This is a genomic window from Enterococcus sp. DIV1368b (assembly GCF_050529595.1).
In the GTDB taxonomy this organism is placed as follows: Bacteria; Bacillota; Bacilli; order Lactobacillales; family Enterococcaceae; genus Enterococcus_B; species Enterococcus_B mundtii.
Genome location: NZ_CP172883.1, coordinates 1,099,104 through 1,119,926, shown reverse-complemented (window position 1 = coordinate 1,119,926; position 20,823 = coordinate 1,099,104). Strand labels below are relative to the sequence as shown.

20 protein-coding genes and 1 riboswitch are annotated in these 20,823 nt (G+C 38.9%); of the genes, 1 reads left to right on the top strand and 19 read right to left on the bottom strand.

The window, feature by feature from the left end:
• Window positions 1-48 precede the first annotated feature (48 nt).
• From IGJ19_RS05295 to IGJ19_RS05285, 3 genes are all read right to left on the bottom strand, one after another.
• The gene (locus IGJ19_RS05295; protein WP_034688017.1) at window positions 49-684 is read right to left on the bottom strand and encodes an SAG1386/EF1546 family surface-associated protein; all 636 of its coding nucleotides are present in this window, start codon (window positions 682-684) and stop codon (window positions 49-51) included.
• 84 nt (window positions 685-768) lie between these two features.
• Window positions 769-2,160 (bottom strand): RecQ family ATP-dependent DNA helicase, encoded by a 1,392-nt coding sequence (locus tag IGJ19_RS05290; protein WP_065096586.1) that lies wholly within the window; start codon window positions 2,158-2,160, stop codon window positions 769-771.
• Window positions 2,147-3,166 carry a helix-turn-helix domain-containing protein gene (locus IGJ19_RS05285; protein ID WP_142433585.1) on the bottom strand — a complete coding sequence of 340 codons (1,020 nt, stop codon included), beginning with the start codon at window positions 3,164-3,166 and terminating at the stop codon, window positions 2,147-2,149. The genes IGJ19_RS05290 and IGJ19_RS05285 overlap by 14 nt, the downstream gene beginning before the upstream one ends.
• Before the next feature lie 29 nt (window positions 3,167-3,195).
• Between IGJ19_RS05285 and IGJ19_RS05280 the strand changes: the two genes are divergently transcribed.
• Window positions 3,196-3,417, top strand: coding sequence for a ferredoxin (locus IGJ19_RS05280; protein ID WP_010735774.1), 222 nt, complete (start codon window positions 3,196-3,198; stop codon window positions 3,415-3,417).
• A gap of 258 nt (window positions 3,418-3,675) precedes the next feature.
• On the opposite strand, the gene IGJ19_RS05275 is transcribed toward IGJ19_RS05280, so the two are convergent.
• The 16 genes from IGJ19_RS05275 to dnaG form a co-directional block, all read right to left on the bottom strand.
• The gene (locus tag IGJ19_RS05275) at window positions 3,676-4,407 is read right to left on the bottom strand and encodes an alpha/beta hydrolase (RefSeq protein WP_086334500.1); all 732 of its coding nucleotides are present in this window, start codon (window positions 4,405-4,407) and stop codon (window positions 3,676-3,678) included.
• A gap of 279 nt (window positions 4,408-4,686) precedes the next feature.
• Window positions 4,687-5,094, bottom strand: coding sequence for a type II toxin-antitoxin system death-on-curing family toxin (locus tag IGJ19_RS05270; RefSeq protein ID WP_071866357.1), 408 nt, complete (start codon window positions 5,092-5,094; stop codon window positions 4,687-4,689).
• A complete protein-coding gene (locus IGJ19_RS05265; protein WP_065096590.1) occupies window positions 5,091-5,327 on the bottom strand; it encodes an addiction module antitoxin in 237 nt (78 codons plus the stop codon). Before IGJ19_RS05265 ends, IGJ19_RS05270 begins: the two co-directional genes overlap by 4 nt.
• Window positions 5,328-5,549: 222 nt before the next feature.
• On the bottom strand, window positions 5,550-6,890 hold the full coding sequence (locus IGJ19_RS05260) for a M20 family metallopeptidase (protein ID WP_142433586.1): 1,341 nt from the start codon (window positions 6,888-6,890) through the stop codon (window positions 5,550-5,552).
• A 376-nt stretch (window positions 6,891-7,266) separates the two neighbouring features.
• Window positions 7,267-8,790, bottom strand: coding sequence for a YfcC family protein (locus IGJ19_RS05255; protein ID WP_065096592.1), 1,524 nt, complete (start codon window positions 8,788-8,790; stop codon window positions 7,267-7,269).
• 554 nt (window positions 8,791-9,344) lie between these two features.
• A complete protein-coding gene (locus IGJ19_RS05250) occupies window positions 9,345-9,956 on the bottom strand; it encodes an ECF transporter S component (protein WP_019723230.1) in 612 nt (203 codons plus the stop codon).
• A 127-nt stretch (window positions 9,957-10,083) separates the two neighbouring features.
• A riboswitch (FMN riboswitch) is annotated at window positions 10,084-10,206 on the bottom strand.
• Window positions 10,207-10,290: 84 nt separating this feature from the next.
• Window positions 10,291-11,007: a pseudouridine synthase gene (locus IGJ19_RS05245; RefSeq protein WP_010735779.1), complete on the bottom strand. Its 717-nt coding sequence runs from the start codon at window positions 11,005-11,007 to the stop codon at window positions 10,291-10,293.
• Window positions 11,007-11,582: an SMC-Scp complex subunit ScpB gene (scpB, locus tag IGJ19_RS05240; RefSeq protein ID WP_010735780.1), complete on the bottom strand. Its 576-nt coding sequence runs from the start codon at window positions 11,580-11,582 to the stop codon at window positions 11,007-11,009. Before scpB ends, IGJ19_RS05245 begins: the two co-directional genes overlap by 1 nt.
• Window positions 11,566-12,336: a segregation/condensation protein A gene (locus tag IGJ19_RS05235; protein WP_269149416.1), complete on the bottom strand. Its 771-nt coding sequence runs from the start codon at window positions 12,334-12,336 to the stop codon at window positions 11,566-11,568. Before IGJ19_RS05235 ends, scpB begins: the two co-directional genes overlap by 17 nt.
• Window positions 12,333-12,701, bottom strand: a complete 369-nt coding sequence (locus tag IGJ19_RS05230; RefSeq protein WP_071866353.1) for a GNAT family N-acetyltransferase — start codon at window positions 12,699-12,701, stop codon at window positions 12,333-12,335. Before IGJ19_RS05230 ends, IGJ19_RS05235 begins: the two co-directional genes overlap by 4 nt.
• Before the next feature lie 19 nt (window positions 12,702-12,720).
• Window positions 12,721-13,608, bottom strand: coding sequence for a site-specific tyrosine recombinase XerD (gene xerD, locus IGJ19_RS05225; protein ID WP_071866352.1), 888 nt, complete (start codon window positions 13,606-13,608; stop codon window positions 12,721-12,723).
• 96 nt (window positions 13,609-13,704) lie between these two features.
• Window positions 13,705-14,178, bottom strand: a complete 474-nt coding sequence (locus tag IGJ19_RS05220; RefSeq protein ID WP_023519469.1) for a Fur family transcriptional regulator — start codon at window positions 14,176-14,178, stop codon at window positions 13,705-13,707.
• Window positions 14,179-14,283: 105 nt separating this feature from the next.
• Complete coding sequence (locus tag IGJ19_RS05215; protein ID WP_071866351.1) at window positions 14,284-15,147, bottom strand: CvfB family protein; 864 nt, start codon at window positions 15,145-15,147, stop codon at window positions 14,284-14,286.
• 287 nt (window positions 15,148-15,434) lie between these two features.
• The gene (locus tag IGJ19_RS05210; RefSeq protein WP_430604459.1) at window positions 15,435-17,489 is read right to left on the bottom strand and encodes a cell division site-positioning protein MapZ family protein; all 2,055 of its coding nucleotides are present in this window, start codon (window positions 17,487-17,489) and stop codon (window positions 15,435-15,437) included.
• 290 nt (window positions 17,490-17,779) lie between these two features.
• The gene (rpoD, locus tag IGJ19_RS05205) at window positions 17,780-18,889 is read right to left on the bottom strand and encodes an RNA polymerase sigma factor RpoD (protein ID WP_010735787.1); all 1,110 of its coding nucleotides are present in this window, start codon (window positions 18,887-18,889) and stop codon (window positions 17,780-17,782) included.
• A 23-nt stretch (window positions 18,890-18,912) separates the two neighbouring features.
• Complete coding sequence (gene dnaG / locus IGJ19_RS05200; RefSeq protein WP_430604458.1) at window positions 18,913-20,754, bottom strand: DNA primase; 1,842 nt, start codon at window positions 20,752-20,754, stop codon at window positions 18,913-18,915.
• Window positions 20,755-20,823: the final 69 nt, after the last annotated feature.

Below are 20,823 nucleotides of genomic sequence, written 5' to 3'. Positions count from 1 at the left end.
GATACTCTGAGGAAAAACAACTCTTCAGTATTATCTTTTTCACTCCATTTATTGGACTCTAAGTTCTTGTCCTGGATATAACATGTAGTTGTTTGGATCGATTCCGTTCAATTGGAACAATTGATCGACTGTAATGCCTGCGCGTTCTGCTACTTGTCTAGGACCTTCACCCGCTTGAACGACTGTGGTTGAACCTGAAACACCTGCGCCTGCCTCTGGTGTTGAAGTAGGTGTTGTTTCTTGTGGAGCCACACTGCTTGGTGTTGTTTGTTCTGGCTCTGTTACTGTTGAAGATGGTGTTGTTTCTGGTGTCACAGCACTTGTTGGTGTTGTTTCTCCAGCAACTGATTGTGTATCAGAAGTTGGTTCACTAGAAACTGTCGTCGATTCTACAGTTGATTCTACAGTCGAACTTTCTACGATCGATGAAGTCGTAGAGGAAGAAGATGCAGCGGTAGCACTGTTACTTGATCCGTTTCTGATCCAGAAGTAAGCTCCGGCTGGAATCGCAATACATAAAACTAATAAAATCAAAAATAGTGATAAGAACAGGGTGTTCCCTTTCTTTTGCTGTCTTTGCGTACTTCTTGAAGATGCTTCATCCTCTGTATCGTAAATTGGTTGTTCCCATGGTTCTTGTGTTTCGTTATTTTCTGATGATTGATGTCTATCTTTTCTACTCACCTTATTGACCTCCTAAATTCTTTCCTAGTTATTATACCATAGGATAATCTTGATTGTACGAAAAAAATACCTCGCACCATTTTTTTAAAATAAATTTAGTAAAATCGTTTGCCAGTCTTTTACTTCTACGGTTGGACTTATTTGCCCTGTTTCAGTTAGAAATAATGATGCGCCATCTCGGTCACAGCAGTCTTTAGGCTTCTCTTTGAGAGTTTCATCGAAATAGTCCATCAGACGTTCTCGTCTACAGGTCGTTTCATGGATATAAGCAAGCATCTGTTGTAGTTGCTTGATTTTCACTTGTTCTTGTTTTTTTAATTGCAGAAGCCATGTATCAGGACTTTGTATTTCATTTACTACCATCAGCCATTTTTGCTGGATCTCATCGAACTGAGGCGCCTCTGTTTGCCCAGTTGACAGATGTTCTTCGAAAATCTGGCGTTGTTCTTTAGACAATTGTTGGAAAAAGTAATGGATCCCTTCATCTCCTGGTCGGTAAAGCAACACAGCGCTACTAGGTCGCTGATCTCGGCCTGCTCGACCAATTTCTTGCATATAATTTTCCAAGCTATCTGGTAGATCATAATGGATGACATACCGAATGTCTGCTTTATCGATCCCCATACCAAACGCATTCGTCGCAATCAAAAATTGCAGTTGATTTTGACTGAATTGTTGTTGAAGTTGGCGGCGTTGTGAGGCATCTAGCCCTCCATGATAATACCCCACAGCATAGTCTTTGCGAAACAGTTGATAAAGACGTTCGACTTCTTTTTTAGTCGCACAATAAATGATCATTGCCCCGTCTGCTTGTGCCATCAGCTGACGTAATTGCTGGTCTTTTTCATCTGTATGAAAGACAAATAATGAGATATTTTCTCGATTAACTGAATGTTTGACGATGACAGGTTTTGTGCGAAAGAGAATGTGTTCGATCTCTTCTTGTACCGGTCGCGTGGCTGTTGCCGTCAAAGCTAAGGTAGTTGGTGATCCTAATTCTTTTGCGACTCTTCCGAGAGATTGATACTCCGGTCGAAAATCAATGCCCCACTGTGAGACACAATGAGCTTCATCGACTACGTACAACGAAATTTTTTGTTGCTTCAGCGCATGAAGTACTTCCGGTTGCTGCAACATCTCGGGACTGACAAAGACAAATTTATATTCGGATAAATGAGCTAACACATACTGTTTTTCACTTCTAGTAAGTAAGCTATTATAGGCAACCACCCTTTTCTCTCCTCGTTTTTGCAATTGCCCTACTTGATCTTCCATCAAAGAGAGTAAAGGAGAAACGATCAAGACCATCCCATCTTGCAAATAGCCAGTCAACTGATAACATAAACTTTTGCCATTACCAGTTGGCAGGATCGCTAAAACATCTTTCTGATTCAATAAGGTGGAAATAATCTCTTCCTGTCCTTGGCGAAAAGAGGAAAAACCAAAATACTGTTTCAATGGATCAAGCAAATCCATTTTTATCCCCTCCTTTAAATGTCTCGATTTGTACCAAACGAAATTCTCCGTAATCGATCGTTTGTTCTTCAAGGTCTTTATATCTTAGTGTAAGAAGTGGTCGCTCCAACAAAGCTAAAGATTTTCTTGTCTCGGAGTGGATCAGTCGTTCAAAAGGAAAATCATCAAAAAAGATGGCCCACTCGATCAAATGATCATTGATCGTCCCTTTCTTCAACCCTCGCTTGCTCATCACCTGATCCACTGAATCTCCAGATAAAATCATTGCTCTTGTCGTCAACATGCTTTGATTATAATTTTGTCTTAGCAACGGTGCCAGCAAATCGTATAACAAGAAATCTGAATGCTGTTCGATAATCGCTAATAAGCGATGGATACATTGATCTTGGAATAGTTGCTGTGCTACGCCATCTTCAAGAGTGGTCAGCTGGTACGCGAGTAAGCCTGTTTGCTTTTTACCAGAAAATTGGTTTGCTAAGAAGTTCGCCTGTTCGTCTGGCATCAGAGTAAAAATAGTAGAAAGTTCCTTTGATACTTGAGCGACCAGCTCCGTTTTGGTACACGTTGCTTCTTTCAACCATCTCTTCACTTGGTACGCATAAAAAGGCCCCGTCTCTACTGGTAAATAAGCTGTTTCATTGGCGGATAAGTGAGAGACGACTTGTACAGAGAATTTCAGCAAACGCCAACTAGTAGTAGCTGTACGTCCATACTTATCATAGTGTAGTCCGGTGAGGGATTCTTTTTTTCTTCGCATTTCCCCTTTTTTCGTCAGTTGCAACTCTCGGTCTTCCCACTTTAATAATCCCTCATCTATCATCTGTTGGATCTGTTTATCAAACGTTGCTTGTTCAAGTGAAGGAAAACAACCATGAACAACTAATAGTCGCTGAAAAAAGCCAAAAAGTAGTACCGAGGATGTACGCTTGCCACTTAATAATTGATAGAGTGAGCTTGCCCGTAACTTGTCACTTGAAGAAAATAAAGATAAAATAAACTCAGTCATAGTAATCCCCTTATGTTAGGATGGTGAATATGTCATTATTATGTAAATTAGTTCCTGAACGTTGTATCGCATGTGGTCTATGTCAAATCGAGGCACCTGATATCTTTGATTATGATGAAGAAGGAATCGTCTTATTTGCACAAGAACCAGAAGCACATCAACAATTCGTTCAGCCTTTAGAAGAAGCCAACGTAACCAAAGCTTATCAAAAATGTCCGGTTCGAGCAATCTTATTGGAAAAAGAAAATTGACCGCTCTCTTACAACTAACTTTTAGCAGGACTGTCCGATGATGTACTTGTTTATTCTATCTCACAAAAATAGATGAGGTAATCGTATTCCCCTCAAGTGATAAGGCGTCATCCATGAAAATGATTCTTAAATTTTTTTGTGGATGACGCCCTATTTTTCTAGGAGCTTCCTTTGAGACGTCTGTATCCGCCGATCAGCTTGTGAAATTTTTAATTATATACGGATCATTCCTTTTCGCCGGTCCGAAAAGTGACGTTCTTACTTGATTTGGTTCAGCCAATTCATCATAGTCGTGACGATTGCTGTTTGTTGGTCTTCATTACTGATTGTTGCTTCACCATCACCTTTTTGATGACCATAACTACCAAATCCGCCGTGGTTCCCTCCAGCGATGGAAACAAATTCTGTTTGTTCAGGTAAATAAGCTTTTGCTTCATCAGCTGCTTCTTGGTTCATGACTTTGTCTTCACTTCCGGTGATACTGATGACCGGTAAATCAGTTTTTTCCAATGTCCCCTTTTCATCCGGATAACTTGCCATGAAATAAATACCTTTTAATCGTTCGTCATCCAGATTTGCATTAGCATAACGACTTGCCATCACGCCACCTAAAGAATGTCCCCCAATCACAAAATCTTGATCTTTGAAATCCTCTCTGATTTTGTCTGCTTTGTTGCCACTCAGGATCGCCAGTTCAAAAGGCATTTTAGCAATGGCTACCGTATAGCCATTTTCTGCTAGTTGTTCTGCCCATATACTATAACTTTCTGGTTCAACGAGCGCACCAGGATAAAAAATCACCATTGGATGTTCCGCCGATTTTTGCGATTCGAATAATAAATAATCCTCTTTATCTATTCCTTGTTTAAATGATTGCTCTGCTTGAGTCGATGGTTCGTACACACTTTGTTGCCAATAAAAATAACCTCCGATAGCACCTAATCCCAGTACGATCACTAATCCTATCAGGACTCTTTTGAATATTTTCAAAAAACATCACCTTCCGTCAACTTTCATTTGATACTCTTATACACTAAATAAAATACGGTAAAATTGCAAATGATTTTATGTAAGATGTTATTATTGGATATCTTTGTAAGGAGGAACAAGTGACAATGAAAATCCACCACTACTTTGACAAAATTTCTCAAAATAGTGGTGGTTTCTTACATTGTTATATTAAACTCAATTTATGTATTCACTGTTGTGCATGAACTCGCCTCATTTACTCTAGGAAACGATTAATCAACTGGAAAATCGATGTGGGAACTACTTTGGATTAACTTTTCCTGACCGAGTTAGGTAAGTCGAGACAGTTCGTTTTAATTCATCAAATTCTTTTTTACTAGTAGTAATATCTAAAATGAATTTAACTGCCTCTTGCTGGGTAAAAGTTGTTGTATATCCATTCGCTTGCAAAAATGTAATCATCGATACAAATGCTGTACGTTTGTTACCATTATGAAAAGGATGCTTTGTAGCTAAATTGATTGTAAGTATAGATGCTTTATCAAATATCGTAGGATACAAATCTCTGCCAAAAACTGACTGTGCAGGTTGATTTATTGCCATATCTAGTGCAGTTGCATCTTTTATACCGATTGTTTCACCTTGAGAATATGCTAAAATTACTTTAGCATTTATCTTTATGATGTGTTTTGAAGTCAAATATATCATAGGTCGACCAAATCTCTCAATGCTTGATCATATTGATTCATCACAGAGTCGACAATAGTATCAATATCAATTTCCTCTTGTGCTTTTACTATCCTAACTGCCCCATCTTTATCAAATATATAACTAATGGACTCTCCAGTTTTAACTCCAATATACTCTTTTACTTCATTTGGTATTGTTGTTACATCACTATTTCCAGATTTTCTGATTTTGTATTTACGAATTTTATCCATTAATTTTTTCCTTTCTGTTTATAATATATTCAATATGTAGATACATATTATCATAGTATCTACATTCCAACAAATTTCTGAGTATGTGAAATAGCTATTACGCTTGTTGCTTAATTATGGATGTTTAGATGGTGAAGAAATCCACCACTACTTTGACAAAGTTTCTCAAAATAGTGGTGGTTATTTTTTATAACTCTTATTCGTTTCTTAACTAACTATGGTTTACTTTCCACACAAGCGATAAACCGCTTCTGCGTAGATTTCCATCGCTTTGTACATGCTGCTTAATTCCCATCGTTCATTGGCTTGGTGCATGAAGTCTGGTGTATCAGGGAACATTGCACCGAAAGCGACACATTGGTTCATCGTACGGGCAAAGGTTGCTCCACCAGAAACAAATGGCTCAGTCATATCTCCTGTGACATCACGGTACGTTCCTAATAAGTTTTGGATCAATTCGCTCTCCAAAGGAACGTATAATGAATCCAAGAAATCAAATTCTTCATATGATAAATCGTATGCTTTGATTTTTTCTGTCATTTTTTCGACAAGTTCATCTTTTTTGAAGGTTACAGGGATACGCATGTCCACCCCGATTTTTGTTTGCTCAGGTGTGATTTCTAGACTAGCGAAGTTCATCGTCAACTCACCAGATTGTTCGTCAACAGTCTTTCCGACTACTTTTTCACCAGTCGCATTTTCTTGGACTAATTCACCTAAAAACTTGATTGGCGCAAAATCAAAAACTTCAGATAAAGCGATCGCTAAACGAGAAATCGCATTGACACCTTCTGCGGCATCCTTTGCGTGGATACTTTTTCCTAGCACTGTGATCGAATCACCTTGATCTTCAAAATCGAAGTTGTGTTTCGTTAACGCTGCTTTTACTTCTGCCAATTTTTCGCCCGAATATGGTGCAGAATCCGGCACTACATTTAGTGCCCCACCAGCATTTACAGAGAATTCAGTTGTGCCAGGACCTGTCAAGTAAGCTTGTAGCAAGCCTTTTTCTGCATAGATCAAAGGAAATTCTGCATCTGGCGCAAAGCCTTGTGTGATTCCTTCTTCTTTTTCATTGTATTTATCTAAACAACGCCAAAGGTTTTCTTCGTCCGTTCCGAAGATGAAACGAATGCGCGTATTAAATTCTACCCCTGCATCCATCAATGCTTTCACTGCATACATCGCAGCAATCGAAGGTCCTTTATCGTCTTGAGAGCCACGGCCAACTAGCCAGCCATCTTTGATCGTTGGCTCAAAAGGTTTAGATTCCCAGTTTTTTTCATCGCCTCCAGGGACAACGTCCATATGGCATAAGATACCAAATAACTCGTCTCCTGAGCCTACTTCTGCATAACCATAGTAGCCTTCGGGATCTTTAAATGTTTTGAAACCTAATCCTTCACTGATTTCTAACACTTTATCTAAAGCTTCTACAACTTTTTTCCCAAAAGGATGTCCCTCTCCAGAATCAGATTCATCCAACACAGAAGGAATTCTAATCAACTCACTTAATGATTCTAATGCTTGTTCATGATGTTGTTCTGTTACAAATTGTTTCATCAACTTTGCCTCCTCATTATTTTAAAAAAAAGATGACGGCAGAAAATACTACTTTGACCCACATGTACATCTGCTCGAGTGCAATAGGACACTATTCACGAAATTTTCTGTGAAAAAGCCCACGCCTTCGGAAATAAGCGACAAAACCCAAAATCCAAGTTTCGGGTTTTGTCGCTTATTTCTTGGCGCTGGATTCTTCAGTCACCATTTCATCAACAGAGTAACTCGTTTTTTCAAAGGTCTTGTTTCTACCGACGATCTCTTACATACAAGTGATACATCGTACATGGTGAATAAAGGATTCATATCTCTTTATTCAGTCAATAGATAGTGTTTCTTCATTTATCATAGAACTTTGGCTGTCATTTGTCTAGAATTAGAACATTGCTGCTACACCTAAGATCACACAGATAGCAACAAATAAGATGGCAATCAACTTCCCAGTGAATTTCCACCAAACGGAAATATCAAAGCGAGCAATGGCGATTGCACCCATTACGATAGCAGAAGTTGGCGTGATCAAGTTCACTAATCCAGATGCTGATTGGTAAGCAGTGATTACTAGATCTTTACCGACACCAGCAAATTCTCCCATTGGTCCCATGATGCCCATTGTAGCAGCTGCTAAGCCAGAAGTTGATGGAATCAAGAATGACATAGGGATATAGAAGATAAATGTAAGGATCAAGAAGACACTTGATGATAATGAGCTTAATCCTTGTTCTCCCCAATGTAAGATCGTATCTGTGATCAAACCGTTGTTCATCACTACTTGGATCCCACGAGCAACAGCAACAACGATTGCTACACCGATCAAGTCTGAAGCACCTGCTAAGAATTCTTTGACAAAATCAGATTCTTTCATACCAAAAGTGATTGCCACAACGATTGACATTACTAAGAATAACATTGTGATTTCAGGGAAATACCAATCGCCTAGAGGCAACATGTTTTTACCTAAAACAGTTCCAATTACAGGTAGGCCAGTTAACCAATTTGTCAATGACTCAAAAATAGTGAAGTTTTCATTCAATGTTGTCCACGGAATCAAACTAATGATCATGATACCAAAAGTAAGGAAGAACAATACATTCACATGTTTTTGTTTTTTCGTGATCATTTCTTGACGATTGATTGCTTCGATATCAAAGTGTTTCATGTCTTCTTCGCGCTGATTATATACTAAAGATTTGGTTGGATCTTTTTCGATCTTCGACGCATAGCGATACACATAAATAATAGAGATTGTTAGTAAGACAACGAACATAAAGAAACGTAACCCAATTCCTTCACCCATTGAAATACCAACGGCTTGTGATGCAACTCCTGTCGCAAATGGGTTAACTGTTGATGCCAAACAACCCACTTGAGATCCGACCAACACGATGGCTACTGCTGTGACAGTATCAAAACCAACGGCCATCATAACAGGAATCAATAATGCGTAAAATGGAATCGTTTCTTCCGCCATTCCATAAGTTGATCCACCTAAAGCGAATAAAAGCATCAATACAGGGATCAACATTTTTTCTTTCCCTTTGAAGCGTTTCACAACAGTTGCGATCCCAGCATCTAATGCGCCAGTTTTATTGATAATTCCTAAGAAACCACCAACAATTAAGATAAAGAATGAAATTGGAATTGCCGCAGGTGTTTCTTTCGTTAACTCACCCGCTGGTACACCCAACATCCCGTTGACTGGAGCCATAAAGATATCCCAAAGTCCTTGTGGATTTTGTTGGACTCTTTCGTAAGACCCTGCAATGATATTACCGGCTTCATCCACACTGTAGTGTCCTGCTGGGATGAACCATGTAAGTACAGCGATAATGGCAATAATAATGAATAAGACCGAGTACGCTGAAGGCATTTGAAATTTCTTCTTCGTTGTTTGTTCCATTTTCTTCTTCCTTTCTTGTTTCAAAAATCTTTGACACATCGGTATTTTATCAAAAAGATGATAAGAACAAAAATAATAACTAGTAGATTCGATAAATTTTATTCAAAACCCTCGTTTATTGTCCCTCCTTTGATTATTTAATTGAAATGCTTTATTCATACTAATTGTAGCGTTTCCGTCGTCTATTATATCAGGTCCATCTAACAAACAAAAGGAGAAGAATTTCACGTTAAAACGTATAAAATACATTTTTATACAAAAAGGCAAAAAATACTCAGACACGATTTATAAAACGCTTACACAATGTCGGTTATTGAATTTTTTTTCATAACAAAATATTAAGAAAAACTTTAAAAAAATATGTGTTAGCTATAAGAATACCTATGATTGGTCATTTGTTATCATCCCAAAAAAACTATCTAGGCTCTATATAAATAACTGGAAATGCCCTTTTTAGTAAAAAAAAACTTGAAAGTAGGAATTACTACTTTCAAGTTTACTTGTATTTTCTGTATTATAATATATCGTAGTTTTTTAAAAAGAGTCGTTTACTTTTATTTTACCACGCTATGTCGTTTTTCTAACTGGTGTTGTTTTCTGCTCAACCAAGGTAGTAGTTTGGCGTGTAAGACAAGGAACGCCACACTAACGATAAATCCTTTGATCAAGTTAAAAGGTACGATACCGATCAGAATGTAATTTGCCAGTGGCATACCTAACATTTGGGTTGCATTCAGGCCTAAAAATGTTAAATAAAGAGGGGTGATCACAAAATAGTTCGCAATACTCATGAAAATGGTTAGTGCAAGTGTTCCACTGATCACGCCTAAAATTTGATTTTTTCCTTTTTGGTATTTGTTTCTTTTGAAGATGTAGAAAATCGGTAAAGTAAAGACCGCTGTTGAAAAGAAACTAGCGACGTCGCCAACTAGATTCTCCGGACTAAAACCGGTCATGATCAAATGTAAGATCGAACGTAAAAACGCGGTAACGATCCCCGCTAACGGACCAAATAAAAACATGCTGATCAAAACTGGGATATCACTAAAATCGATTTTCAAAAAGCTAAATGTTGGCATGATTGGAAATGAGAAAAATTGCAAAACCAATCCGATTGCAGCAAATAATGCGACCGCAACCATTTTTTGTACTCTGGTGTTCTTCATGTTGAAATCCTCCTGTTGGGATTCCTCTTCAGCGAACTATTCAACCACGTAAACACAAACAAAAAAACTCTATTTTCGCAGGGGAAAATAGAGTTAGAGTCATTTGTACATACGTATGCCAAATAAGCTCTATCTTCTTTATCCAGACTTTACTGTCGGTATCGGAATTTCACCGATTCAGCTACTCGCAAAAGTAGGTCGTGGACTATAACCACCGGTCGGGAATTTCACCCTGCCCCTGAAGACGAACCATATCTAATTTTTGTTTACCTTTTTATTATACTTATTTCATAACAAAAAAGCAAGGTATTTAACCTTACAAAAAGTAAGTTATTTATTTTGATTGATTCAATAACTGACTGATTTCTTTTTTATTCAGCTCACGATACTCACCAGGACGTAAACCTTGCAAGGTCAATTCGCCATATTTTTCTCGTTTTAATTTTTGCACAGGTAACCCGACGGCTTGTAGCATGTTTTTTACTTGGTGGTTACGGCCTTCATGGATCGTTAATTCTACGATACTATGATTCGTATGAGGATCAACAGATAAAATGGCATACTTTGCAGGTGACGTTTTCTTTCCTTCAATTTTGATTCCTTTTGTCAATGGATTCAGTGCTGACTTAGTGGCGATCCCTTTGACTTTGGCAACATATACTTTATCAACTTCATGCTTTGGATGCGTCAATCGTTGCGCAAAATCACCATCATTCGTCAATAAAAGTATGCCAGAAGTATCATAATCTAGTCTTCCAACTGGATAGATGCGCTCTTTGACCATTGGTAATAGGTCTGTCACTACTTTCCGGCCCTTGTCATCTGCTACAGCAGAAATGACCCCTTTTGGCTTATAAAGTAAATAGTAGCCATATTCTTCTTGATAGATCGGCACTTGGTCGACTTCCACTGTATCGTGTTTGCCAACTTTTACGCCAAGTTCTTTGACGACTTGACCATTTACTTTTACTCGACCAGCCAAAATATATTCTTCGGCTTTACGGCGAGAGGTAATTCCTGCGTGAGCAATTACTTTTTGTAATCTTTCCATTATATGTTTTCTCCTTCATGCACGCCATCAAAAAATAAATCAAGGGGTGCGTCTTCTTCCAGTGAACGTTCGATATCTTGAATATCGGGTAACTCATTTAGCGATCTCAGACCAAAATAATCTAAAAAATGACTTGTGGTCCCGTAAAGGATCGGACGACCTGGTCCATCGACTCGCCCTTTTTCTTCGATCAGTTGGTGTGCAGTCAAGCGTTGGATCGCGCCAGAAACTTGAACACCACGAATCAACTCAACCTCACTTCTAGTGATCGGTTGCTTATATGCAATGATTGCTAGTGTTTCGACTGCCGCTTGTGACAAGGTATTCGATGTCCCTTGCGCGTATCTTTTGACGATCGGCGCTAACTCCTTTTTGGTAGTCAGCACGAGTTGTTTTTCTGTTTCAAAAAGATGTAACGCTGTGTTGTCATTTGCTTCATAACTAGCTGCCAACTCTGCCACTAAAGCAGTCGTTTCTTCTCGTGTATAGGTCAGTAAGGCACTCAATTCTTCGATTGTCGTTCCTTCTTCTCCTACTATAAATAAGATTGCTTCAAGTTCACTTAATTTCGTCATGTTGTGTATCTCCTACTGCTGGATAAAGCATGATTGATTCATAATTTTTTTCTTGCTGAGCCACGATCTGTCCATTTTTCATCAATTCGAGGATCGCCAAAAATGTTGTGACGACTTCGTTTCTAGAAGGCGTTTCAAAAAAAGATTCGAACAAACAGCCATTTTTTTGAGAGACGATGCGCTGTTGGATAAATGTCATTCGTTCTTCGATTGTCGCATCATCAGGTGCGATCGTTTTTTCTTCTTTTTGGGCAAATTTCTTTCGTTCTAAAATTTTCTGCATGGCTTGAAATAAATCGATTTTTTTCACTTGTCCACGCTTCAATGGTTTTTCTTGACCCAATAACTCATCGATTGCAGAAGGTTCTTTTGTGAAATACAAACTACGTTCTTCTGCCTTTTCAGTAAGCTTCTCTGCTGCATATTTGAATTTGCGGTATTCTAACAGCTGATTAACTAATTCGTCACGAGGATCTTCTTCCCAAAATTCTTCTTCGTCATTGCTCACTTCTTGGATAGGCAATAAAGTCTTGCTTTTGATTGCCATCAGTGTTGCCGCCATGACGAGATATTCTCCTGCCACAGCTAACTCAAGCGTCTTCATCGTATGGATATAGTTCATGTATTGTTCCGTGATAGTGGCGATCGGGATATCGTAAATATCGATCGACATATCTTGGATCAGATGAAGGAGTAAATCTAATGGACCTTCAAAGACATCTAATTTGATATTGATTTCTGTCACATCATTCACTCTTTCTTATTTTCCTTGATCCATCTACTTAAATAAGCTTCTGTGATATCCGTTGGATGGATCAACACATCAGGGTATTTTGCTTGCAATTCATTCAACATTTGAAACCCAATATTCTCCCCCCGGTAGGAAGGATTCAACGAAATATCGTGAATCGTCATCTGATCTTTATCATTCCAATGAACACCAATGACTCCTTGGATATTTGTAGAATCTTCAGGTGTATAGAAAAAAAGTTCATAATCCTCAGCAGATTCATACGTATCGATCTCTTTTAGTAAACTTGATTCTGCATTTAACTTTTTATGAAAGCTCAATAGTCCCATCGCGATTTTTCGGTTTTCTTTTCGATAATGTGTTAACATTTTCTCACCATCCTATAAACTAAGCCCTTGGGAAATGCTGCTTGTAGACATCTGTCATTCTTTTTTTCGTGATATGTGTATAGATCTGTGTCGTTGAAATATCTGCATGACCTAATAGTTCTTGAACGGTACGTAAATCCGCCCCATTCTCTAGTAAATGTGTCGCAAAACTATGCCTCAATGTATGAGGGGTCACGTCTTTATAGATCCCTGCTTCTCGAACAAGTTGTTTTAAATTCTTCCATATTCCTTGTCGAGAGAGACCTGAACCATGATGATTCAAAAAAACGTGGGTTTCAGATGGATTTTTGACTAGTAAAGGACGAACCTCATCCAAATAACGTTCTAACCATTGAATCGCATAATCGCCTAAAGGGATGATTCGTTCTTTATCTCCTTTACCTAAGGTTTGGACCAGCCCTAAAGACAAGTGCAAATCGCCTAACTTCAGTCCGACTAACTCACTCACACGCATCCCTGTTGCATACATGACTTCTAAAATAGCGCGATCTCTGATCCCTAAATTTTTCGATGTATCAGGTGTTTCGATCAGTCGTTCTACTTCCTTTAAAGACAACGTACTTGGCAACTTTTGGGCTTTCTTCGGTGTCTCGATATGTTGCATTGGATCTTGTTCTGTATACCGTTCTTGTCGCAAAAATTGATGGAATTTTCTTAAACTTGTGATCATACGTGTAATCGTTGCAGAAGCCTTATTTTCCGCATGCAACGTTTCTAAGTATTGGATGACGACAAATCGATCAATTGTTTGCCAAGAGGTTATCTCGTGTTCTTTCAGATAGTGCAAGTATTGATTCAAGTCTCGTTCATAACTTTTTCGAGTATTGAACGATAATCCACGCTCGATACTTAAATAGCGAAGATATTCATTGATTTCTTCTTCCATCATTCTCACCTCATGCTTCTTTATCATATCAGATAGCCTTTGGTTTCGGTAGTCTATTTTTTCGTAGACACTTCAAAGAAAAAGCCGTCTATCAATTCAGACGGTCTTTCTTTCTTTTTTCTTATTATAGCATTCTTGGCAGATACCATGAAAGGTCAAACGATGATCTTTGACAAAAAAGTGGTAACGCTGTTCGATCACTTGTTCAACTTCACTTAGCAGATCTTCTTCGACTTCCTCGATCGTTCCACAATCTAAGCACAGGAGATGATGATGAAAATGTTTGGCTCCTTCTTTTCGCAGATCATACCGAGCCACACCATCATTGAAGCTGACTTTGTCGATGACTTTTAGATCCGTTAGAATCTCCAACGTCCGATAAACGGTGGCCAAACCAATCTCAGAGTTTTTCTTTTTGACTAGAAAGAAAACTTCTTCTGCTGACAAGTGTTCTTTTTCGTTCTCTAAGAGGACGAGCAAGGTTGCTTCGCGTTGTGGGGTCAGTTTAAACCCAGATTCATGTAGCTGCTGTTTTGTTTTTTTCATTACTGACATTGTATTCATGCCCATTTTTCTCAACCCCAACAATTTATAATGATTATAATTAAGATATCTAATCAACCGTTCTAGATTAAAATTATTATAAGCTAGACGAGAAAAACATGCAAGTCATTCTCAATTAGATTTTTTTGCTAATTTCGTCACGCCATCCTCTTGTTTGATCAATCCTTGTTTCAATAAATTACCAATCGCACGCTTAAATGCTCCTTTACTGATTCCAAACGCACGCATGATCTCATCTGGATCTGATTTGTCAGTGAATGCGATTTGTTGATCTGCCGAACGTTCTAAAATCGTTAAGATCATTTGTGCATCATCAGAAATCGTTTCATGTGCACGTGGTTTCAAAGAGATATTCAACACACCATCAGGTCTAGCCCCAACTACGCGTCCTTCTACTTTTTCACCTAAACGTGGTTCGCGGTAACGTTCTGAAGGATGGATGAACCCAATATAAAAATCATCCGTCAGCAAATACGTTCCCGTCAGCTTCAAACGATAAGCGATTCCTGAGATGTTTTTATTTTTCAATTCTTCTGAACCTTGCTTACTTAGTGATTTGAAGATTCTTTCTTCTGCTAAACTTCCCCAAATGCGATCTTTCGCGTCGACACGTAAAGCGATCATCAACTGATCACCTTTTTTAGGCCACAACTCAGTCATTGTAGGTAGCTCATCCAGTGAAACAACAAAATCTTTATCCGGTAAACCAATATCAACAAAGACACCTAGATCTTTTCTTGAAGAAGTGACTGTTCCAAAGGCATAATGTCCGATGCGACTCTTCGGGATCACCGTTGTAAAACGATTTTCTTGTTTTTGATTCTGGTAACCAAACCCTTCGACTGCTTCGCCGATCGTATGCTCCCCTTCCTCTTTACTTAAACGGAAAGTTTGTCCATTTTTCTGGACAAAATAATTTTTTTCATTTTCGTCAATCACCATTGCGGTAAAGACATTTGCTAATAATTCGTTCATCTTTTTCTCCTTTTCTAAAAGGCCTTTGTATTCCAACATTTCTTTGCTATCATAACATAACGACATGTTTATGGATAGAGATTCTCTATAAAAGGTTGAGACGCAAGCGTTCAACTGAAATAGGCCATAAAACCCGAAAATATCCTCATATTTTTGGATTCTAAGGCCTATTCTTGACGTTATGATAGAAAGAAAAATTGTTTGTGGACCATTGTTGTTTCGCTTTGAGGGAATAGTAAATTAGGTTGATAGAACTCTATGTCATACTAAAGCAAACTAACACTCATCTAGTTGCTACCGTTCCCACCAAACCAACCAGTTTTACAATTGATCGTGACGATATAAAATGGTAGTGCACTTTCGCCGATGCCACTCATCAATGACGATTTAGTTGAAGTCGCATAAAGGTTGTAGTAACCTTCACCGTTTTCGATGCGAGCTTTCTCTAATCGATAACCACCTTCAACGATATATCCTCGTGCAATACTTGTTGCGATCACACTTTCTTTGACTCCTGGCGCCCAATCCCAAGCAGGATTAGATGCATCTGCGACATCACTGGCTCTTGTTTCCATGATTGGACGGTTTGCGGAATTTGTCGCTGGCGTTGTCTGTGTCGACTCAGTTTGTTGAGCAGCTGCCTCTGCTTGTGCTTGTGCTTCAGCCTGTGCCTGCGCTTGTTTCGCTTCTTCGGCTTTCTTCGCTTCTTCGGCTTTCTTCGCCTCTTCTGCTTTCTTCGCTTCTTCTTTTTTCGTCAAAGCTTCATCGACTTTATCCAATTCAGTCGCAAGTGCTTTGACTAATTCTGCATTTTTTACTTTCGCCACTTCTACTTTTGCTGTCTCGTACTGCTCTTTCGTTGCTGAATCTTTTACTTGACCATCTGCATAGATCACAGCAGTTTTTTCTTTTGCTGTTTGAAGTTGTTGATACTGTTTGGTTGCTTCATCTGTCGCTTTGTCGATCAATTGACCAAATGCTGTATCTTCTGTTTCAAAACTTTGGATTGCTTGGTCAGCTTTCAATTTGGGTTCTGCAATCAATTGATCATCTGCGATAACTGGTGTAACAAACCATTCATTGACCGTTTGGATCTGTTTGATCTTTGATTGGATATCTTCAAAGGTTTTTTCCAGATCTGCATAACCTTTTTCATCTTTGACCTCATTCAATGATGCCCTTAATTTTGACAAGTCTTGATTGATCATACTTGTACGAATGAACTGTTCATCATCATCTAAATAAAACGCAGCTAAATCTGATTGTAAATCAGCCATTTTATCTTGTTTACGTTGGGTTTCAGCAGCGATTTCTGCTTGGACTTTTTGCTGATGATCATAATACATCCAACCACCTGCACCAAGTAAAAGCACTGCCGCACTCGTCAGGTATAATCTTTTTTTGGATTTCTTTGATCCTCGATCATTTGGCAATTCTTCTTTTTTGATGGACGCATTGCTTGTTTCTTGTTCCTCAACCTTTGTCTGTTCCGGCTGTGTTTCCACCAGTTCAGTTGTTTCAGGAGCTTCTTTTGGTTGCGGTGCATCTGTTGAAGCAGCTTTCGTACTCTCAACCTTAGAACTTTCCTCTTCGATCGGTTCAGTCGGCTCTACAGGTTCTTCCGTAGAAACTGGGGCAGTTTCTTCTATATTTGTAATTACGTCTACTTGTTCTTCTGTACTTGTTGAAGAATCTTCGACCACAGTATCTTCAATGATCGTTTCTTCTGTTGGTTTTTCCACTGGTGACTCTTTCATTGCATCCTCTTGAGATTTTTCAGGAGAAACTTGCTCCGTTGTATTTTCCGACAAGCGAATGTCGACTGAATCCTCACCCGTTGCTGCCGCCGTTTCGATCATTCGAAGCAGCTCTTTTGCGTGTTCTTCAGTCGTATCTTCACGATGCGCCTTGATGTAAGCAGCTAGAATGGAATTTTCTTCTTCATTGTTTACTGCTTCTTTTAATTCAGCTACTCGTTTTTTCTGCTGCGCTTTTTCTCTTTGCTCAGAGGTAGCAGAGTGATCTGTCTCTGTTTTTTCTTTGTCAAGATTGGTATTTTCTTTTTTATCTACTTGATCATCCTTTGACTCAGTGCTCGTGTCACTTGAGTCAAACAACTCCATGACAGATTCCAATGGTAGATCTTTTAGTTCTGACCATTCGATTGGATCATTCACGATACTGTCTGGATAAACTTCCTCAGCTGTTTCGTCTAATGATTGATTGTCATCTGTTTGCGGTAATTGTGTTAGTTCATCTTGTTGTGGTTCAAAGTCACATTCTGGACATTTTGATTGATCTTTGATTTTTTCTGATCCACATTTTGGACATTTTTTTATCACTTAGCGATCGGCTCCTTTACTAGGTTTTCGCTACCATTAAATCTACCATAATCTAATCCACACGCCAATAGGATATCCTAAGGATTTTATAAAAAAACAAATAAGTCCTTCAGTAAAAAATAAATAACGACCGTAATGAACTACTCTGTTTAAACGATCCTTTGTTGAAAACCAGTTGAATCATTTGATAAAAAACAAACCCTCAATAGCTGGAGAGATCTCCTACTTTGAGGGTTTTCTATCATTCAAGAAAAATGATCTGTTTTTTTGTTTAAAAAATTATTTCTTGATTATTCCAAGAAATCTTTCAATTGTTTTGAGCGTGATGGGTGGCGAAGTTTTCTTAATGCTTTTGCTTCGATTTGTCGAATACGTTCACGAGTCACGCCGAAGACTTTACCTACTTCTTCCAACGTACGTGTACGGCCATCATCTAAGCCAAAACGCAAACGTAAGACGTTTTCTTCACGATCTGTCAAAGTATCTAAGACATCTTCTAATTGCTCTTTCAGTAATTCATACGCTGCATGTTCCGCAGGACTAGTTGCTTCTTGGTCCTCGATAAAATCACCTAAATGCGAATCATCTTCTTCACCGATCGGTGTTTCTAATGAGACAGGTTCTTGAGCGATTTTTAAGATTTCGCGTACTTTTTCTGTAGGAAGATCCATTTCAGCACCGATTTCTTCAGGCGTTGGTTCTCTTCCTAAGTCTTGTAGTAATTGACGTTGGATACGGATCAATTTATTAATGGTTTCTACCATATGCACTGGAATACGAATCGTGCGGGCTTGGTCAGCAATTGCACGTGTGATCGCTTGACGGATCCACCAAGTTGCGTAGGTAGAAAATTTGAACCCTTTACGGTAGTCAAATTTTTCAACAGCTTTCATCAATCCCATATTTCCTTCTTGGATCAAATCTAAAAATTGCATCCCACGACCCACATATCTTTTGGCAATACTTACAACTAAACGAAGGTTGGCTTCAGCCAAGCGTTGTTTCGCTTCTTGGTCACCTTCTTCGATCTTCAATGCTAATGCTACTTCTTCTTCTGCAGTTAAAAGGGAGACGCGGCCAATTTCTTTGAGGTACATCCGAACAGGATCATTGATTTTGACGCCTGTTGGTGCAGAAAGATCTTCTGTTTTAGCTTGTTCTGCTTTTTTCTCAGCACTTTTCAGACTGTGGATCGATGGTTCACCATTTTCGTCAACGACGCTGATACCTGCGTCCTCTACTTTTTGGATCAACTTATCCATCTCATCTGCATTTAAAGTGAATGGTGTCGCAAGTTTATTTGATAGATCATCATAAATCACTTGCCCTTTTGGTTTATTTTCTTTAATGAACGCTGCCACTGCTGCTTCATATTTTTTAACATCTGTTCCATTTGCCATAAAAGAAGGCCCCCTTTAAGTAGCTATTCGGCTTGTTTTAACTGTTTCGTTAAATTAATGATCTCAATCGTCAATTCCAATTCTAACTGTTTGTTCCCGGTACGTCGTGCTTCTTGCTGCATCTGTTTTTTTGTTATGATTTCTTCAGCTAAGCCCGATTTACTGATCACTCTCAGTAAGTCTTGGATCTCACGCGGCGTACTTTCTTCCGCCATTCGCATGTATTCGATCTCAACCACTATCCGCCTTAAATTTTCATCTTGCAAGAAGTCTAAAAACTCCGCAAGTTTGAATTCTCCATTTTGAGATACAAACGCATCAAATAAAAAATAGATTTCTGCATAAGTATCATGAATAAATTGAACGCCTTGTTCCTTGAGTAGATTACGCACAGCAAGTTCTTTGAACGCGCGATACAATAGCATTTGTTCTGCTTTTTCAACCTGAGATAGTGGACGTTTTTGTCTGATCGTTCCAGATTTTACGGACACCTGCTCTGTCGTTGGTTGAGCTTGTTCTTGCTTGGTTGGTTGATTCTTTCGGCGCAGATCACGTATTTGTTTTTGCATCGTTTCTCGACTCAGCTGAAATTCTGCTGATAACTGCGTTAAATACATGTCTTGTTCGATTGGCGAAACAACTTTACTCAATTCACTTAGTACCGCTTCAAGATATTCAATTTTATCTTTTTCATTTTCCAGATTTTTTTCTTGCTTCAAATAACGCGATTTAAAAGCAAAAATGGTTTCTCGTCCGTGTAAAACTAATTCTTGAAAAGCCTCTTCCCCATACTTTCTCAAGTACTCATCTGGATCGAGTTTTTCTGGGATCGCTACGACAGATAATTGCATTCGACTATTTTGACGCAATAGCTCGATGCCTCGGTTCGTAGCTTCTACTCCCGCACGGTCACCATCATAACAAAACACTAATTCTTTTGTCAGTTTTTCCATCTGCTGGATCTGTTGAGTCGTGAGACTTGTTCCCATGGAGGCTAACCCAGTCTTGACACCCGCTTGCCATGCAGCGATAACATCCATAAACCCTTCGAATAGTAAGATTTCACCCGACTTGCGGATCTCACTACGTGCTTTGTCTAAGTTGAATAAGACTTGTCTTTTGTTGAACAGATCCGTTTCAGGACTGTTCAAATATTTTGGTTGATCTTTTGTATCGTGTTCACCAGCCAAGTAACGACCAGAAAACCCGATCGTCCGACCTTGACCATTACGAAGAGGAAACATGATCCGTTGATAAAAACGATCCGACATCCGTCCATCATCATGGGTCACAAACAAGCCGGACTGCTGGAATACTTCCTCAGAATAGTCTTCATTTTGGAATACTTGTTGTAAAAATGAGCGTTCATTTGGCGAAAAACCGATCTTGAATTCTTCGATCAACTCGGTGGTCAGACCGCGTTCGAGTAAATAATTTAACGCTGGCTCACCTACTTTTGTGTGCAACAACATGTGATGATAAACTTCTACTGCTTTTTCATGAGCCGCGATCAGTTTACCGGTAGCTGAATCTCCAGTTTGAGCAGTCAGCGTTTGTTGTCGCCACTGATCTTCGAGCTGGATCTGTTCTAAATCAGCGACCTTGACCACTGCTTCTGGAAAAGACAAACCTTCCAATTCTTGAAGAAACGTAAAGACATTCCCGCCTTTTCCACAACCAAAGCAATGGAAAATCTGCTTATCTTCCGCAACCGAAAATGAAGGTGTGCGTTCTTCGTGAAAAGGGCAGAGACCTAAATAGTTTTTCCCGGATTTTTTCAACTGGACATATTGCCCAATCACCTCAACGATATTCGTTTGATTACGAATCGTCTCAATGGTTTCTTGAGGGATCCTTTGAGCCATATTCTCACCCCCTGCATTAGTTGATATCTCATACTCAGCGACAAGACATTTCAGGAGAATAACCGGTAA

Bases quoted from the DNA above. Each gene is read 5' to 3' on its own strand.
- IGJ19_RS05255 (WP_065096592.1), bottom strand. From the start codon at position 8,790: ATGGAACAAACAACGAAGAAGAAATTTCAAATGCCTTCAGCGTACTCG.
- IGJ19_RS05220 (WP_023519469.1), bottom strand. From the start codon at position 14,178: ATGGGCATGAATACAATGTCAGTAATGAAAAAAACAAAACAGCAGCTA.
- IGJ19_RS05245 (WP_010735779.1), bottom strand. From the start codon at position 11,007: ATGGAAAGATTACAAAAAGTAATTGCTCACGCAGGAATTACCTCTCGC.
- IGJ19_RS05250 (WP_019723230.1), bottom strand. From the start codon at position 9,956: ATGAAGAACACCAGAGTACAAAAAATGGTTGCGGTCGCATTATTTGCT.
- scpB (WP_010735780.1), bottom strand. From the start codon at position 11,582: ATGACGAAATTAAGTGAACTTGAAGCAATCTTATTTATAGTAGGAGAA.
- IGJ19_RS05280 (WP_010735774.1), top strand. From the start codon at position 3,196: ATGTCATTATTATGTAAATTAGTTCCTGAACGTTGTATCGCATGTGGT.
- IGJ19_RS05270 (WP_071866357.1), bottom strand. From the start codon at position 5,094: ATGATATATTTGACTTCAAAACACATCATAAAGATAAATGCTAAAGTA.
- IGJ19_RS05265 (WP_065096590.1), bottom strand. From the start codon at position 5,327: ATGGATAAAATTCGTAAATACAAAATCAGAAAATCTGGAAATAGTGAT.
- IGJ19_RS05215 (WP_071866351.1), bottom strand. From the start codon at position 15,147: ATGAACGAATTATTAGCAAATGTCTTTACCGCAATGGTGATTGACGAA.
- xerD (WP_071866352.1), bottom strand. From the start codon at position 13,608: ATGGAAGAAGAAATCAATGAATATCTTCGCTATTTAAGTATCGAGCGT.
- IGJ19_RS05260 (WP_142433586.1), bottom strand. From the start codon at position 6,890: ATGAAACAATTTGTAACAGAACAACATCATGAACAAGCATTAGAATCA.
- dnaG (WP_430604458.1), bottom strand. From the start codon at position 20,754: ATGGCTCAAAGGATCCCTCAAGAAACCATTGAGACGATTCGTAATCAA.
- IGJ19_RS05290 (WP_065096586.1), bottom strand. From the start codon at position 2,160: ATGGATTTGCTTGATCCATTGAAACAGTATTTTGGTTTTTCCTCTTTT.
- IGJ19_RS05285 (WP_142433585.1), bottom strand. From the start codon at position 3,166: ATGACTGAGTTTATTTTATCTTTATTTTCTTCAAGTGACAAGTTACGG.
- rpoD (WP_010735787.1), bottom strand. From the start codon at position 18,889: ATGGCAAATGGAACAGATGTTAAAAAATATGAAGCAGCAGTGGCAGCG.
- IGJ19_RS05230 (WP_071866353.1), bottom strand. From the start codon at position 12,701: ATGTTAACACATTATCGAAAAGAAAACCGAAAAATCGCGATGGGACTA.